General features: G+C 61.8%; 15 protein-coding genes. 10 read left to right on the top strand and 5 right to left on the bottom strand.

Annotation, left to right across the window (positions count from 1 at the left end; all coding sequences use genetic code 11):
* Positions 1-3: 3 nt before the first annotated feature.
* Together AB8A33_RS27085 and gstA are read right to left on the bottom strand one after the other, a co-directional pair.
* A complete protein-coding gene (locus tag AB8A33_RS27085; protein WP_439095596.1) occupies positions 4-663 on the bottom strand; it encodes a glutathione S-transferase family protein in 660 nt (219 codons plus the stop codon).
* Positions 664-678: 15 nt separating this feature from the next.
* Positions 679-1,320, bottom strand: coding sequence for a glutathione transferase GstA (gene gstA, locus AB8A33_RS27080; RefSeq protein ID WP_439095595.1), 642 nt, complete (start codon positions 1,318-1,320; stop codon positions 679-681).
* A gap of 87 nt (positions 1,321-1,407) precedes the next feature.
* Between gstA and AB8A33_RS27075 the strand changes: the two genes are divergently transcribed.
* Positions 1,408-2,385 carry a LysR family transcriptional regulator gene (locus AB8A33_RS27075; protein ID WP_439095594.1) on the top strand — a complete coding sequence of 326 codons (978 nt, stop codon included), beginning with the start codon at positions 1,408-1,410 and terminating at the stop codon, positions 2,383-2,385.
* A gap of 8 nt (positions 2,386-2,393) precedes the next feature.
* Here AB8A33_RS27075 and AB8A33_RS27070 read toward each other — a convergent pair whose 3' ends face one another.
* Entirely contained in the window at positions 2,394-3,614 is a 1,221-nt protein-coding gene (locus AB8A33_RS27070; RefSeq protein WP_439095593.1) for a ubiquinone biosynthesis hydroxylase, read from the bottom strand.
* 142 nt (positions 3,615-3,756) lie between these two features.
* On the opposite strand from AB8A33_RS27070, the gene tesB reads away from it, so the two are divergent.
* The 8 genes from tesB (at position 3,757) to AB8A33_RS27030 (ending at position 13,419) form a co-directional block, all read left to right on the top strand.
* On the top strand, positions 3,757-4,632 hold the full coding sequence (gene tesB, locus AB8A33_RS27065; protein WP_439095592.1) for an acyl-CoA thioesterase II: 876 nt from the start codon (positions 3,757-3,759) through the stop codon (positions 4,630-4,632).
* A gap of 167 nt (positions 4,633-4,799) precedes the next feature.
* The gene (locus AB8A33_RS27060; RefSeq protein WP_092140987.1) at positions 4,800-5,138 is read left to right on the top strand and encodes a P-II family nitrogen regulator; all 339 of its coding nucleotides are present in this window, start codon (positions 4,800-4,802) and stop codon (positions 5,136-5,138) included.
* 468 nt (positions 5,139-5,606) lie between these two features.
* Positions 5,607-5,945 carry a P-II family nitrogen regulator gene (locus AB8A33_RS27055; RefSeq protein WP_068730208.1) on the top strand — a complete coding sequence of 113 codons (339 nt, stop codon included), beginning with the start codon at positions 5,607-5,609 and terminating at the stop codon, positions 5,943-5,945.
* Positions 5,946-5,999: 54 nt separating this feature from the next.
* Entirely contained in the window at positions 6,000-7,439 is a 1,440-nt protein-coding gene (locus AB8A33_RS27050) for an ammonium transporter (RefSeq protein ID WP_068730209.1), read from the top strand.
* Positions 7,440-7,734: 295 nt separating this feature from the next.
* Positions 7,735-8,964, top strand: coding sequence for an aminotransferase class I/II-fold pyridoxal phosphate-dependent enzyme (locus AB8A33_RS27045; protein WP_439095591.1), 1,230 nt, complete (start codon positions 7,735-7,737; stop codon positions 8,962-8,964).
* 38 nt (positions 8,965-9,002) lie between these two features.
* Positions 9,003-11,489 (top strand): DNA translocase FtsK, encoded by a 2,487-nt coding sequence (locus AB8A33_RS27040; protein ID WP_439095590.1) that lies wholly within the window; start codon positions 9,003-9,005, stop codon positions 11,487-11,489.
* A gap of 193 nt (positions 11,490-11,682) precedes the next feature.
* Positions 11,683-12,537, top strand: a complete 855-nt coding sequence (locus AB8A33_RS27035) for an outer-membrane lipoprotein carrier protein LolA (RefSeq protein WP_439095589.1) — start codon at positions 11,683-11,685, stop codon at positions 12,535-12,537.
* A 66-nt stretch (positions 12,538-12,603) separates the two neighbouring features.
* On the top strand, positions 12,604-13,419 hold the full coding sequence (locus tag AB8A33_RS27030) for an exodeoxyribonuclease III (RefSeq protein WP_439095588.1): 816 nt from the start codon (positions 12,604-12,606) through the stop codon (positions 13,417-13,419).
* Between the two features lie 6 nt (positions 13,420-13,425).
* Here the strand turns inward: AB8A33_RS27030 and AB8A33_RS27025 are convergent, their stop codons facing one another.
* Positions 13,426-13,875 carry a cyclic nucleotide-binding domain-containing protein gene (locus AB8A33_RS27025; RefSeq protein ID WP_184512497.1) on the bottom strand — a complete coding sequence of 150 codons (450 nt, stop codon included), beginning with the start codon at positions 13,873-13,875 and terminating at the stop codon, positions 13,426-13,428.
* 72 nt (positions 13,876-13,947) lie between these two features.
* Positions 13,948-14,634: a response regulator transcription factor gene (locus AB8A33_RS27020; RefSeq protein ID WP_068730214.1), complete on the bottom strand. Its 687-nt coding sequence runs from the start codon at positions 14,632-14,634 to the stop codon at positions 13,948-13,950.
* A 249-nt stretch (positions 14,635-14,883) separates the two neighbouring features.
* Between AB8A33_RS27020 and AB8A33_RS27015 the strand changes: the two genes are divergently transcribed.
* Positions 14,884-15,393, top strand: coding sequence for a L,D-transpeptidase family protein (locus AB8A33_RS27015; protein WP_439095587.1), 510 nt, complete (start codon positions 14,884-14,886; stop codon positions 15,391-15,393).
* Positions 15,394-15,443 lie beyond the last annotated feature (50 nt).

Here is a 15,443-nt window from a genome sequence, read left to right as displayed (position 1 = left end):
TCCTCATGCTGCGATCTTGAGAAGATGAGCGTCCCGTTCAGCGAGGAATGCACGCAGCCGGTCGGCGTAGTCGGCCGTGACGGCGTTCGCTACGCTCGGACGCCCGCGTAACGCTGCCCGCCATGCCCGAACCTTGGGTGTTTGGGCGAAGACTTCCGTGTCAGCGATGGTATCGAACACATCGAAGTAGCGAAAGATCGGCGCGTAAACCGCATCGACCATACTGAAGTGCCGCCCCGCAAAAAATGGCGCTGCGGTTAGCACGTCCTCGATGCGACCGAATTTTCCGGCCAGCATCTTCCGCTTCGCTTCGTAGCTGTTCGCTTCGGTGGCCGTCTCGAATCCCCACAGATCGGCGAGGATCGACGAGCCGAACTCGATCCAGCCACGGTGCCTGGCTCGTTCGAGCGGATCGGATGGGTGGAGCCGCACGCCTGTCTGCGTCTCTTCGAGATATTCGCAGATCACCGCGCTCTCGAAGAGAACGGCGGTGTCGTTGCCGTCGCGCCGGACAAGCAGAAGCGGAACCTTGCCCAGCGGTGAGATTTCGTGAAACCAATCCGGCTTGTGCGCGAGATCGATATAGCACCGCTCGAAACGGACAACCTTTTCGGCAAGCACGATGGCCGCTCGCTGCACGTAAGGGCAGAGATGATGGCGCATCTGGCTGATCCATGGTCATGCGCTCACCTTTATTCTCTCGGCGCGCATCGTCTGCTGCACGGCGGGCCGCGCCTCGACGCGGGCCATGAAGTCGCGCAGATGCGGAAAGTTGGACAGATCCACCTTGGCGAAGTTGGACCACCCGACGATCGTGAACAGATAGGCGTCGGCCGCCGTGAAGCTTTCTCCGAGCAGGAACAGCCTGCCCGCTGCCAGATGGCGTTCGACCGACGCCAGCCGCTCTGCGATCTTTGCGCGTGCAACATCTCCCGCCTGTGCGCCATATTCGGGGTGAAACAGCCACGGGCTAAACATCTTGTGGAGTTCGGTGGCAATGAAGTTGAGCCAGGATTGCAGCTCGACACGCTGCGGTGTGCCCGCTGGTGGCGCCAACCTGCTCTCGGGTTTGAGGTCCGCAAGGTATTGAACGATCGCGGTGCCCTCGGTCAGCACTGTCCCATCATCAAGCGCTAGCGCCGGCACGTAGCCGTTAGGGTTCACCGCCGAATAGTCGCTGTCCGCCTCGGTGACATGGGGCGACTTCCGGATATCCACCCGCACGAGTTCAAGCGGAATACCGGCTTCGTTCGCAACAATGTGAGGTGAGAGCGAGCAGGTACCGGTGGCGTAATAGAGTTTCATGGCTGGATCTTTCATCGCGTCCGTCGTGGTGTCGCTATTGCACCAGCAAGGTAGCGTCCGCGCAGACGCAAGTCCCATTGGCATTTCGCCAGCGACGCTTGCGTGACTGCAAGCAAGCACACTGCTATCTTCGTCAACATGGATGATTGGAACGAACTTCGGCTGGCGCTCGCCATCCAACGCGCGGGCAGTCTGACAGCGGCGGCGATAACACTCGGAGTCGATCACTCCACGGCCTTCCGCCGCCTGAAAGCGTTGGAGGACAAGCTTGGCGTGCGACTATTCGAACGGCTTCCAGGCGGCGCCTACCAAGCGACCGAAGCCGGTGCGCGGATGGCTGCCGGCGCGGAGCGCATGGAAGACGAGGCGCTGGCGCTTGATCGTGACATATCCGGCCGCGATCATCGTCTGTCCGGCCGCCTGACGGTCACGTCGTCCGAAACGCTGGCCTATAGCCGGCTGACGCCGCTTCTCGCCACGTTCCAGCAGGCTCACCCCCGCATCGTCGTGGAGTTGGTGATCGACAACCGCGTGCTGAGCCTGTCGCGCCGCGAAGCCGACATCGCATTGCGCCCTATCCGTCCGAAGGAAGGCGATCTTTGGGGACGTAGACTGTCGGCCATCGCGTGGGGGCTCTATGCCGCCCCTGCCTATCTCGAGGCAATTGGCGGCCCGTTATCGAATCCATCCGAGATCGATCGCCATTCCTTGATCGGCTGGGAGGAAACAACATCAGGCATCGGGGCTGCCGACTGGCTGTCACGCGCCGCGCCATCGAATGCCTTCGTCTATCGGACAAACAGTCTGGTCAACCAGCTCGTCGCAGCGAAAGCCGGCATCGGGCTCGCGCTGATGCCATGCTATCTCGCAGATCACGACACCGGGGTGGCAAGAGCACTATCTGAGCCCCTCAAGGAACTCGAGGGTGAACTCTGGATCGTGACTCATGCGGATTTGAAGAATACGGCGCGCGTCAGGGCCTTCTTCGATCTCGTCGGCGAAGGATTGATCCGCGAGCGCTCGCTGTTCGAAGGCGAGAAGAATCAGAAACCATCCACGTTGAGCGACGTAACCGCATGACGTGCTGACTATAGCGCCTCGCCCTTCAACAGCCGCGGCACTTCCCCCGACAATCCCGCAGCCTGCTTGATGAACGCGCCCTTCAACGGTGGCAGCCGATCGACGATACCGAGACCAATGTCGCGGATGCTGCGCACGAAGGGCAGGTCGTTCGAGAACAGGACGTTCAGCACATTGGTGGCGACACCCATCGTCATGGTGTCGAAGCGGCGCCAGCGCTGGTAGCGCTCAAGCACATCGCTCTGCCCGAAATCCATCCCAAGCCGTGCAGCATCGACGATGGTCTCTGCCAAGGCCGCGACGTCCTTGAGACCCATATTGAGTCCCTGCCCCGCGATCGGATGGATCACATGCGCGGCATCGCCGATCAGCGCCAGCCGTTCGCCGATGAAGGAGCGCGCGACGAAGTAGCCGAGCGGAAAGGCGCGCGGCTTGTCGAGTGCTTTGACCTCGCCGAGGTGCAGGCCGAAGCGCTGCTCAAGCTCGGCATGGAATTCATCGTCCGGCAACGCGACGATGCGTGCGGCTTCCGCGCGCTTCTCGGTCCACACCAGCGACGAACGCTTGCCAGTCAAAGGCAGAATTGCGAACGGCCCGGCGGGCAGGAAGTGTTCTTCGGCACGTCCGTCATGATCGCGCTCATGGCCGACGGTGACGACGATGCCGGACTGGTCATAGTCCCAGCCATGGGTCGCAATACCCGCGCGCTCACGCAGCTTGGAGCGCGCGCCATCGGCGGCGACCAACAGGCCAGCCTCGATCACACTGCCATCCCCGAGCGTGACGCTGACACCGTCGGCCCTTGAATCGAACGTCGTCACCGCAGTCGCACGCAGGTCGACGCCCGCCGCTTCGGCGCGGATCACGAGTTCGTCGATCAGCCGGCGATTCTCGACCATATGTGCGAATGGCTCGCCCGGCTCCACATGACCGCCGAAGGTCAGGAAGGTCGGACGAGTGGCGTCTTCCAGCTTGGAATCAGTAACGACCATGTCGAGGATCGGCTGGCTTTCGGCGGCCACGGCATCCCAGACACCGAGAGCATCGAACAGCCGCCGACAGGCAGCAACGATGGCCGTGGCACGCGGATCGCGGCTCGGCCTCGCCGCCAGCGCGGGATCGGCGACAATGATCGGCAGATCGGGGCCAAGCCCCTGCCGCAACGCCAGCGCCAATGCCAGCCCGGCAAACGCTCCGCCGCCGATGACAATGCCTCGTTGTGCCGTCATGATATCCGTTCTCGCTGTTGCCACGCGCTTATAGCTGGGCGAAACAGGATCGCGAAACAAGGGCGGCAATGGGACCGGGGCCTGCACGGCCAAGGTCTTGGTAAACCTCCCTTAATATTGCCGCTGAGCGAAAGATGCCGACATGTCCAAGAGCCTGATCGATCTGATCGATATCCTCGATCTCGAGACCATCGAGGTGAACATGTTCCGCGGTCGCAGCCCGAAAACGCGCTGGCAGCGGGTGTTCGGCGGCCAGGTGATCGGCCAGGCCATGGTGGCTTCGTGCCGCACCGTCGAAGGCCGCATGCCGCATTCGCTGCATTGTTATTTCATCCTGCCCGGCGACCCGCAGATTCCGATCGTCTACGAGGTCGAGCGCCTGCGCGACGGCAAGAGCTATTCGACCCGGCGTGTCACCGCGATCCAGCACGGCCACGCGATCTTCTCGATGATAGTGTCGTTCCACGCCGAGGAGGAGGACTCGTTCAACCACCAGGATCCGATGCCGGACGTGCCACCGCCGGACAAGCTCACTGCGGAAGAGCTCTCGAAACATCCGATCATCGAGAAGATGCCCGATTTCATCCGCCGCTATTACGAGTCTGACCGGCCGATCGAGCTGCGTCCGGTCGAATTCCAGCGTTATGCCGGCGAGAAGATTCCGGAGGGCCGGATTAATTTCTGGATTCGTACCGCCGCGAAGCTGCCGGACGATCCGGCGCTCCATATGTGCGCGCTGGCCTACGCGTCGGACTTTTCACTGCTGGATTCCATCATGGCCCGCTATGGCCGCACTTTGTTCGACGGTCAGGCAATGGCGGCCAGTCTCGACCACGCCATGTGGTTTCACCGCCCGTTCCGCGCCGACGAATGGCTGCTCTACAGCCAGGATTCGCCGAGCGCCCAGACCGGCCGTGGCCTCGCGCGCGGCCTGATCTTCAAGCCCGACGGCACGCTGGTGGCGACCGTGGCACAGGAAGGCTCAGTGCGCGAGCGACGCGAGAAGCCAGCGACGTAAGTCGCGTCGCTTCCAGTCCGGGATACTGCTTGCCGTCCTGGCGTGCAGTTGGCCCGCCCGAAGGCAGCGCCGGCGCCCAATTTCCACGCGCCGTGCCAACAGGGATGGCATAAAGTTGCGTGATTGCGTAAGCAGGGTCTTACACCGCCCCGAAGAGGAAGCCCTGCATGAAGCTCGTGGTCGCGATCATCAAACCCTTCAAGCTCGATGAAGTGCGTCAGGCTTTGACGGCTATCGGCGTCCACGGCATGACGGTGACCGAAGTGAAAGGCTATGGCCGGCAGAAGGGCCATACCGAGATGTATCGCGGCGCCGAGTATATCGTGAATTTCCTGCCCAAGCTGCGGCTCGAAATCGCTGTGGCATCCGATCTCGTAGCCAAGGCGGTCGAGGTCATCTCCAGCGGAGCCCGGACCGGCCAGATTGGCGACGGCAAGATCTTCGTGACCCCGATCGACCACGCCCTGCGTATCCGCACCGGCGAGACCGACAGCGACGCGCTTTAGGCAATACGCCAGCGCAAGCCGTTACTGTCAGGAGCTGCTGACGGTCAGCTCGGAACCTTCCTGAGAAGCCCTCGGCTGCTTTTTTCAGTTGAGCAGGATCGACTCTGCGCGCGCTGGTTGGAAGGCCTCCAGATTAGACAATTTTGAGGTTTTTGCCTCGAATTGACGTATTTGGACACCTCCCGGCTGCCCGCCGCCTGAGCAGGAATATGTCGAGAGCCTGTCATGCTTCCATTTTGAGCAGAATTGACTAGAGTTTGGGCGCGACCGAATAGCGCACTCTGTCTCAATGCCTGAGAAACGCGAAAAGCTGGGGATTCATAAACCGTTAGAGAATTCCACCGATCTGGCACGGCATTTGATTCTATCTGGTCTGGCTGTGCCCGCGTAGTGAACTTCTCCGCGTGGTGAACCTCAGTCGAGATCGCCCGGTCGGTTTTCGGTCGGGCCCAAGCGGGGATAGGACCCATGAAAATTGTTATGGCGATCATCAAGCCATTCAAGCTTGAGGAAGTCCGTGATGCCCTGACCGCCATTGGCGTTCATGGTTTGACGGTCACGGAAGTCAAAGGATATGGCCGGCAGAAGGGCCATACGGAAATTTATCGCGGCGCTGAATATGCGGTGAGCTTCCTGCCCAAGATCAAGATCGAGGTAGCTGTCGCTTCCGATCAGGTCGACAAAACCATCGAAGCCATCACCACGGCCGCCAAGACCGGCCAGATCGGCGACGGCAAGATCTTCGTCATCAACCTCGACCACGCGGTTCGCATCCGCACCGGCGAGGCCGATGCTGCAGCCCTCTAAGTCGAATTCCTCGGATTTCGCGCTCACCCATTCTTCAATCAGGAGTCAAACACAATGACGTTTAAGCGTCCCTCTGGCGCGGGATTGGCGGCACTCGCCGTTGGCCTGTTCGCCGCAACTGCGGCTTACGCCGATCCGACGGTCAACAAAGGCGACAACGCCTGGATGATGACCTCGACGGTGCTGGTTCTGTTGATGACCGTCCCGGGCCTCGCCCTGTTCTATGGCGGCCTCGTCCGTTCCAAGAACATGCTCTCGGTGTTGATGCAGGTTCTCTACACCGCCTGTATCGTGATGGTGCTGTGGGCCCTCTATGGCTACAGCATCACCTTCACGGGCGGTTCGGCCTATATCGGCGGTTTCTCGAAGGCGTTCCTCGCCGGCGTGACACCTGATTCGATGGCTGCTTCGTTCACCGCAGACGCCAACATCTCGGAACTCGTTTACTTCTGCTTCCAGATGACCTTCGCTGCCATCACCCCGGGCCTGATCGTCGGCGCCTTCGCCGAACGCACCAAGTTCGCGGCTGTGGCGCTTTTCGTGCCGCTCTGGGTGACGCTGATCTACTTCCCGATCGCGCACATGGTTTGGTACTGGGCTGGTCCGGACGCCATTGTCGCAGCTGCCAAGGCTGTTGCTGCAGCGGCTCCCGATGCGAAGGCTGCCGCTCAGGCCAAGCTTGACGAAGTCATGGCCGATGCCGGCCAGGTGTTCCTGTGGGGCGCTCTCGACTTCGCTGGCGGCACCGTCGTTCACATCAACGCCGGTATTGCTGGCCTCGTGGGCTGCCTGATCATCGGCAAGCGCACCGGCTACGGCAAGGAGCTGATGGCTCCGCACTCGCTGACCATGACCATGATCGGCGCGTCCCTGCTGTGGGTTGGCTGGTTCGGCTTCAACGTCGGTTCGAACCTCGAAGCCTCGGGCACTGCCGCTCTCGCAATGACCAACACCTTCCTCGCAACTGCGGTTGCGGCGATGGCCTGGATGTTCGCGGAGTGGATGACCAAGGGTCACCCGTCGCTGCTCGGTGCAGCATCGGGCGCGGTTGCCGGCCTCGTCGCCGTCACCCCGGCTTGCGGCTTCTCGGGCCCGATGGGCGCGATGGTTCTCGGTCTGGTCGCAGGCGTCGTCTGCCTGTTCTTCTGCACCGTCGTGAAGAACTCGCTTGGCTATGACGACTCGCTCGATGTGTTCGGCGTCCATTGCGTCGGCGGCATCATCGGCGCGCTCGGCACCGGCATCCTGGTCAACCCGGCCCTCGGCGGCACGGGCGTCATGGACTACGTCGCCGGCAAGATCGGCGACTACGACATGGTCACCCAGATGATCGCCCAGTGTAAGGCTGTCGCGACCACGCTGGTGTGGTCGGGCGTCGGTTCGGCGATCCTGTTCAAGGTCGTCGACGTGATCGTCGGTCTCCGCGTCAATGTTGAAGTCGAGCGCGAAGGCCTCGACGTCACCGAGCACACCGAACGCGCCTACAACATGTAAGCGTCACGAGCCATCCCGGCTCATCGATCCGGGATGCTCACAAAGGGATCGGTTGGGGCACTACCCGGCAATGTCCCAACCGTCGAAGGGCTCCAGCGCAAGCTGGGGCCTTTCACTTTTTGGGGTGCCATTCTGATCCCCGCGCAGGCCTGGACGGCCGCTGAACGTGTGATAGCAAGGCCGGCCCCTCGATGGTTAATCGCGTCTTAACCTCGCCGTATCTATGGTGGTTTGATCCCGTTTCGGCCGATCTCACGGGGCGATCGGCTGCCTTGAAAGTACTGGCGTTTTTCTGATGGCACTCACCGCTCCTCCTTCCGCGGCGCAAGGCGCTGGCAGCCGGACCTCGGCTAGGCCCGATGGCGAGCGTTCGCCGTTTGCGCGACTGACGGAATTGCTGGCGCCATATCAGCCCGGCCAACCGCTGATCACACTGTCATTAGGCGAACCGCAGCACCCGGTGCCGGATTTCGTTGGGCCGATCCTCGCCAAACACACCGCCGATTTCGGCCGCTATCCGATCGCCAAGGGCATCGAGCCGTTCCGCCGCGCCGCCGCCACGTGGATGAGTACGCGCTTCAATCTTCCGCGCACCCTCGATCCTGAAACCGAAGTGCTGGTGCTGAATGGCAGCCGTGAAGGCCTGTTCTTCGCCGCGATCACGGCCGCGCGCTTTGTCGGCCCGCGCAAAGGCACGCCGGCGATCCTGCTGCCAAATCCGTTCTATCCAGCCTACGGCGCCGGTGCGCGCGCCGCGGGTTGCGAGCCGATCTTCATGCCGACCACAGTGGCCAACGGCTTCCTTCCCGATCTCGACGCGCTCGATGAAGCGACGCTGGCACGCACGGTCGCGATGTACGTCGCATCGCCGGCCAATCCGCAAGGCGCCGTCGCGACGCCCGCTTATTTCAAAAAGCTGCACGACCTCGCGCTGCGCTACGGTTTCATCGTGCTGTCCGACGAATGCTATTCGGAAATCTACACACAGGCCGCGCCCGGCAGCATGCTGGCGTCAGCCGGACCCGACTATGCCAATGTCGTTGCGTTTCAGTCGCTGTCTAAGCGCTCGAACCTGCCCGGCATGCGCGTCGGCTTCGTCGCTGGCGACAAGAGATTCCTGAGCGCGTTTCACGAATTGCGCAACGTGGCCGCGCCGCAGGTGCCGGTGCCGCTGCAACAGGTCGCAGTTGCCGCCTATAGCGACGAAGCGCATGTGGAAGAGAATCGCAGACTCTACCGCTTGAAGTTCGATCTTGCGGATCAGATCCTCGGCAATCGCTACGGCTACAAGCGACCGGCCGGTGGCTTCTGCCTGTGGCTCGATGTCTCCGCATATGGCGGCGACGAAGAGGCAACCGTGAGACTGTATCGCGATGGCGGCGTACGCGTGGTGCCCGGAAGTTATCTGGCGCGCCCGCAGGCCGACGGCAGCAATCCCGGCGCCGGCTATATTCGTTTGGCCATGGTGCAGGACAGTGAAACGACAGCCGAGGCTTTGCATCGGCTGGTGAAAATTTTGAATTGAAGATCCTGGATTAATGCAGGGCGCATGAGCACTCCGGTATGAGCACCACGATCGAACGCGTCATTCCTCTGGTCGGCCATCTGCCCGCGTCAATTCGCGAGATGCTGGGTCGTCGGCTGCGCGAACTCGCCGGCTTTGGCCTGGTCTGCGCCGCAGGTGTCGCGGCGGCAGCGATGATGACATGGTCCGTGCAGGACCCGAGCCTGAGCCATGCCACCTCGCGTGCGATCCGCAATGTCGCCGGTTATCCTGGCGCGATCGGTGCCGATCTGTTGATGCAGATCCTCGGCCTCGGCGCGATCATGATGATTCTCACCATCGCCGTCTGGGGTTGGCGGATGATGACGCATCGGCATTTCGATCGCGAAGCGCTGCGCATCGGTTGCTGGGTCCTTTGCACCATCATTGCATCAGGCTTTGCCAGCTGCTGGCAGCACGGCGGGTCGTGGCCGCTGCCGACCGGCGTCGGTGGCGTAGTCGGCGACGCGCTGTTTCGCGCGCCCGCGGTCGTCTTCGGTCCCGTCGGCTTCATCTATCGATTCGTCCTCGGCTTTATTCTCTGCGCGGCGATGATCGTGACTTTCTTGATCGCCTGCGGCTATGGCGCGCAAGCGAAGGAAGAATTTGCCGAGATCGACATCGAGGAAGACGACGAGCCGTTCGAGGAAGATGAAGCTCGCGATCGCGGCTCAATTTCGGTTTCGCTGGGCTGGGCCGCGCATGCGGTGATGAGCGCGAAGGCGCGTCTCGGCCGGTTGCTCTCGCTGGTCTATGGCAAGATGGTCGCGAGCGAGCCGAAAGCGCGCGCGGCCTCCTTCGAACGTCAGGAACCCAACCTCGGCGGTCGTCGCAACAGTCCGTCAATTGCGCCGCATGACGAAGACGAGAGCGGTCACGACGAAGACGAAGAGCAGGATTACGAGGAGGAAGAAGAGGAAGAGGAGCCCGCCCCGAAGGCGCGCAAGAAATCCTCGGCCAAGGAGCCGGTGCGCAAATCCAACGGCAAGTTCGAACTGCCCTCTGTCGGCATGCTCACCGCGCCGAAGGCCGCCGATCGCAAGCCGCTCAGCAAGGCCGAACTCGAAGCCAATTCGCGCGCGCTGGAAGGCGTGCTGCAGGACTTCGGCGTGCGCGGCGAAATCGTCAAAGCCAATCCCGGCCCCGTCGTCACGCTGTATGAACTGGAGCCTGCACCGGGCATCAAGTCGTCGCGCGTGATCGGCCTTGCCGACGATATCGCGCGCTCCATGAGCGCGCTGTCCGCCCGCGTCGCCGTCGTCCCCGGTCGCAACGCCATCGGCATCGAGCTGCCGAACGCACATCGCGAGAACGTCTACCTGCGCGAACTGCTGACCGTGCAGGACACCAATGACGGCAGCATCAAGCTGCCGCTCTGCCTCGGCAAGAATATCGGCGGCGAGTCGATCATCATCGACCTTGCGCGCACGCCGCATATGCTGATCGCCGGTACCACCGGCTCGGGCAAGTCGGTCGCTATCAACACCATGATTCTCAGCCTGGTCTACCGGCTGCGGCCGGATCAGTGTCGCCTGATCATGGTCGATCCGAAGATGCTCGAACTCTCCGTCTATGACGGCATCCCGCATCTGCTGACGCCGGTCGTGACCGATCCGAAGAAGGCCGTGGTCGCACTGAAATGGGCCGTGCGCGAGATGGAAGAGCGCTACAAGCGCATGGCCAAGCTCGGCGTGCGTAACATCGACGGCTATAATGCGCGCCTCGTGGAAGCCAAGGCCAAGGGCGAGGAGCTCTCGCGCACCGTTCACACCGGCTTCGACAAGGAAACCGGCAAGGCGATCTACGAGGAAGAGAAACTCGATCTCGCGCCGCTGCCCTATATCGTCATCATTGTCGACGAAATGGCCGACCTGATGATGGTCGCCGGCAAGGATATCGAAGGCCTGGTGCAGCGCCTCGCGCAGATGGCACGGGCCGCCGGTCTGCACGTCGTCCTCGCGACGCAACGTCCGTCGGTGGACGTCATCACCGGCACGATCAAGGCGAACTTCCCGACGCGCATTTCCTTCCAGGTCACCTCGAAGATCGACAGCCGCACCATCCTGGGCGAGATGGGCGCCGAGCAACTGCTCGGTCGCGGCGACATGCTCTATATGGCTGGCGGCGGTCGCATCTCGCGCGTACACGGTCCTTTCGTGTCGGACGAGGAAGTCGAGAAGGTGGTGCGCCACCTGAAAACGCAGGGCGAGCCGGAATATCTCGAGGCGGTCACCGCCGAAGAACCGGAAGAAGGCGAGGACGGCGCGGTATTCGATTCGACCGGCATGGGTGCCGATGGCGGTGGTGGCGATCTGTTCCAGCAAGCCGTTGCCATCGTGAAGCGCGACCGCAAGGCGTCGACCAGCTACATCCAGCGCCGGCTGCAGATCGGTTACAATCGCGCAGCGTCGCTGATAGAGCGCATGGAAAATGAAGGCATCGTTGGTCAGCCAAACCATGCCGGTAAACGCGAGATTCTGATCGAAGAAGAAGAAAGCGGGTTCTGAGAGTTTGACCCTGCCGATGGACAATCCCGCTTTCGAGTCGCGAAATCGCCACAGCTCCGGGTTAGCGCCTGCGCTGGCGGCGCCAGCCGCGACGGGGGCGCAAGAGACCGCCGGCCGGACCGCAAAACCGGTACCCATTCTGACGCAAAGCGCGGTAAAATGCGCCGAACCCGCCGAGCAGGACGACGCCTTGATGAGACGCCCGACCCATCACGCCGCAGACCGGTCTTTCCTGCGCATCGGCGCAGCCGGCCTCGTCGCGACGTTTGTCGCCGCCATTGTGGCGCCCTCGGCCTACGCCCAATCAATCCCCTTGCCGCGACCTGCACCGCTGGCGCGCAGCAATGGCAGTTTCCAGATGTCGGCTTCCGAGCCCCAGGCCGTTCGGCCGCCGGTCGCAATTGCACCCAAGACATCGGCGACGACATCCACGCCACCGAATCCGATCATTCCGGATCCTCGCCGCAACGTTCCCGCCAGCATTTTCATGACCTTCGACGCCAATCAAAAGGCCCAGGCAAGTAAAGTAAGCAGCTATCTGTCATCACTCAGCAATCTGAGCGGTAACTTTGTTCAGGTGGGGCCAGACGGCAGCCGCACCACCGGTGACTTCTTCATCCAGAAGCCCGGCAAGGTCCGTTTCGAATATGATGCGCCGACGACCATCGCCATGGTGTCCGATGGCCAGTCGCTCGCCGTCCGCGATTCCAAGCTGGCAACCCAGGACATCTACCCGCTGTCGCAGACACCGTTGCGCTATCTGCTGTCCGATCGCATCGACCTGATGAAGGACACCAATGTGGTCGCCGTCACCGCTGACGACCTCTATACGTCGGTGACCATTGAGGAAAAGAACGCGCTGGTCGGCACCTCGCGCCTGATGCTGATGGTCGGCACCAAGGATGGCCAGCTCAAGCAGTGGACCGTCACCGACCCGCAGGGCTATGACACCACGGTCGCGATCTACAATCTCGATACCGCGAAAAAGCCCGACCCGGGGCTGTTCAAGATCGACTTCACCAAGTATCCCACCAGCGGCGCGAATTAGTTTTCGCTGCAGGTGATGCCCTCATGATGAGCAGGCGCGCTTGCGCCGTCTCACCATCGGATTTCCATGCGTTTTTCCCTGACTACCTGGAATATCAATTCGGTGCGATTGCGCATCGACCTTGTCGCCAAGTTTCTCGAAGAGATGCAGCCGGATGTGCTGTGTCTGCAGGAAACCAAGTGCCCGGACGATGCCTTTCCGCTCAAGCGCTTCAAACAGCTCGGCTATGACCATGTCGTGCTGAACGGACAGAAGGGCTATCACGGTGTCGCCATCGTCTCGAAACTTCCGTTCGAGAGCAGCGACATCCGCGTGTTCTGCAACAATCTGGACTCACGCCACATCTCGGTATCGTTCGGCGAAAAGGCCGGCATGGCCGTGCCGCTGATCGTGCATGATTTCTATGTGCCTGCCGGCGGCGACGTTCCGGATCCGGACGTGAATGCGAAGTTCGCGCACAAGCTCTCGTTCCTCGACGAGATGAAGACCTGCGAGCCGCTGCATCCGCGCGGCGACGCGCGTCACATCCTGGTCGGCGATCTCAACGTGGCGCCACATGAGAATGACGTGTGGTCGCACAAGCAGATGCTGAAGATTGTGTCGCATACGCCGATCGAGTGCGAAAAGCTGCTCGCCGTGCAGAGCGAAGGCAACTGGATCGACGTCGCGCGCGAACGCATTCCACTGTCGGAAAAGATCTACACGTGGTGGAGCTACCGAGCCGCCGACTGGGCAGCGTCGAATCGCGGCCGCCGCCTCGATCACATCTGGGTGTCGTCCGCACTGAAAGATTCAATCCGCGACTTCACCGTGACCGGTGATGCACGCGGATGGGAACGGCCATCAGACCACGTACCGGTCACGACGGTGCTGGAGCTTTGATATCAGTTACTGGCTGAGCTTGGCGCCGATCAACGTCACGTCGCTGGCGAGCTGGCTGACGCGGGTCGCCATGTCGTCACGCAGACGGCGCGCGGCAGCGGGATCGCTGTCGAGCACGCGCTGAAACAGGCTGCGTGTGATCCGGATCGTGCTGGAATATTCCGTGGCGACCGCCGTCGAGGGTCGCTGCATCGCCACCAGCAATGCAAGTTCGCCCATCAATGTGCCGGGGCCTGCGATCACTTCATGATCGCTGCCGTCGTCGAGACTGATGCGGAATGCGCCGGTTTGGACGACGTAGCCGCAATCGGCATCGTCGCCCTGCCGGAACAACACGGAGCCCCGTGCAAATTCCTGCTGTTCGGAGCCGATCGCGATCACGCGCAAAGCGGCGATACCCAACAGGCGCAATGTCGGGACGCGCTCAAGCAGGGCTACATCATCATCGATCGACATGTAGAACCGTGTGATCGGGACGCGCGAAGGAGGGCACCGAACAGCTAATGGCGAATCGGCTCCCCAATCGTATCACGGCACCAACTTGTAGCCACCGGCTTCCGTCACCAGGATTTCGGGATTGGCGGCGTCCTTCTCGATCTTCTGACGCAGCCGATAGATATGCGTTTCCAGCGTGTGCGTGGTGACGCCGGAATTGTAGCCCCAGACTTCCTGCAGCAACGTCTCGCGCGACACCGGCAACTGGCCGGCGCGATACAGGAAGCGCAGGATCGCGGTTTCCTTCTCGGTCAGGCGGACCTTCTTGGCATTGGCGCCGGTGAGCATCTTGGAGCCAGGCCGGAAACTATAGGGACCGACAGTGAAAACAGCGTCTTCGCTGGCTTCGTGTTGACGGAGCTGCGCACGGATACGCGCCAGCAGCACGGCGAAGCGGAACGGCTTGGCGACATAATCATTGGCGCCGGACTCCAGACCGAGAATGGTGTCGGAATCGGTGTCGTGTCCCGTCAGCATGATGATCGGCGCCTTGAAGCCACCTTTGCGTAGGCTGCGCACGACTTCGCGACCATCCGTATCGGGCAGGCCGACATCCATCAGGACCAGATCGGGGGAATTGGCCTTGGCTGCGGTAGCGCCCTTGGCGCCGGTGTCGACAGCGGAGGCCTCGAACTCTTCGTGCAGCGACAGCTGCTCGACCAGCGCCTCGCGCAAATCAGTATCGTCATCCACGATCAGGATCTTGCGGGCATTGGGCATTGCGACAATCCTTTGAACGGCTGCGGCGGAGCGTTGTACGCCGCGCTGAAACAGTGGGCCAGAAATCGTGACAGGCTTCGCCGTTAGCGCATATTCTAGCGCAAAATCAGCGACATTCCCGGCGAATGTACTGCTGCAGCGCGAAATAGAACATTTGCGGTAAATAGCAAGGCGGAGTTCGCGATTCGGATGGGAAGTCTCGTTATTTCAGACACTTATCGAACAAGCTTGCGTGATCGACCGCTAACTATGGTTCACATTCGCGCGTCAGCCGGAGACAGACTCCGTGGATGGCTGACGACCGACCACACAACCATACCCGTCGCGCTCGGCCGCGGCGGAATCAAGGCGAACAAACGCGAAGGCGATGGCGGAACGCCGCGTGGGACGTTTCGCCCCATCCGGCTGTGGTGGCGAGCCGACCGCCATCCACGTCCGCGTAGCTTTCTGCCAATCCGCCCGATCACCCCCACGGATGGCTGGTGCGAGGATCCATCTGACCGGCACTACAATCGGCCTGTGCGCCTCGATCGTGGAAATGACGGCGACCGACTGGCCCGCGAGGATCATCTCTACGATTTCATCATCGAGATCGACCAGAACACCCGGCCGCGGATCGCCGGACGGGGAAGCGCAGTGTTCCTGCATCTCGCACGCCAGAAATTCGCGCCGACCGCTGGCTGTGTTGCGATGACCAAGCCAGCCATGCTGCGGCTGCTGGCCCGGATCGGACCGCAAACGCGCATCGTCATCGGCTAAATCTGGTGCAGACCCAGCCTTCAGATTTTTAGAAGAGACGGGAAGATCTG

Source organism: Tardiphaga sp. 813_E8_N1_3 (genome assembly GCF_051811025.1).
Taxonomy (GTDB): domain Bacteria; phylum Pseudomonadota; class Alphaproteobacteria; order Rhizobiales; family Xanthobacteraceae; genus Tardiphaga.
The sequence above is the reverse complement of the archived record's forward strand: the minus strand, read 5'-3'. Positions and strand labels throughout refer to the sequence as shown.

Coding starts and splice junctions, on each gene's coding strand:
- AB8A33_RS27085 (WP_439095596.1), bottom strand. CDS start 663: ATGCGCCATCATCTCTGCCCTTACGTGCAGCGAGCGGCCATCGTGCTT.
- gstA (WP_439095595.1), bottom strand. CDS start 1,320: ATGAAAGATCCAGCCATGAAACTCTATTACGCCACCGGTACCTGCTCG.
- AB8A33_RS27070 (WP_439095593.1), bottom strand. CDS start 3,614: ATGACGGCACAACGAGGCATTGTCATCGGCGGCGGAGCGTTTGCCGGG.
- tesB (WP_439095592.1), top strand. CDS start 3,757: ATGTCCAAGAGCCTGATCGATCTGATCGATATCCTCGATCTCGAGACC.
- AB8A33_RS27060 (WP_092140987.1), top strand. CDS start 4,800: ATGAAGCTCGTGGTCGCGATCATCAAACCCTTCAAGCTCGATGAAGTG.
- AB8A33_RS27055 (WP_068730208.1), top strand. CDS start 5,607: ATGAAAATTGTTATGGCGATCATCAAGCCATTCAAGCTTGAGGAAGTC.
- AB8A33_RS27050 (WP_068730209.1), top strand. CDS start 6,000: ATGACGTTTAAGCGTCCCTCTGGCGCGGGATTGGCGGCACTCGCCGTT.
- AB8A33_RS27045 (WP_439095591.1), top strand. CDS start 7,735: ATGGCACTCACCGCTCCTCCTTCCGCGGCGCAAGGCGCTGGCAGCCGG.
- AB8A33_RS27040 (WP_439095590.1), top strand. CDS start 9,003: ATGAGCACCACGATCGAACGCGTCATTCCTCTGGTCGGCCATCTGCCC.
- AB8A33_RS27035 (WP_439095589.1), top strand. CDS start 11,683: ATGAGACGCCCGACCCATCACGCCGCAGACCGGTCTTTCCTGCGCATC.
- AB8A33_RS27030 (WP_439095588.1), top strand. CDS start 12,604: ATGCGTTTTTCCCTGACTACCTGGAATATCAATTCGGTGCGATTGCGC.
- AB8A33_RS27025 (WP_184512497.1), bottom strand. CDS start 13,875: ATGTCGATCGATGATGATGTAGCCCTGCTTGAGCGCGTCCCGACATTG.
- AB8A33_RS27020 (WP_068730214.1), bottom strand. CDS start 14,634: ATGCCCAATGCCCGCAAGATCCTGATCGTGGATGACGATACTGATTTG.
- AB8A33_RS27015 (WP_439095587.1), top strand. CDS start 14,884: ATGGTTCACATTCGCGCGTCAGCCGGAGACAGACTCCGTGGATGGCTG.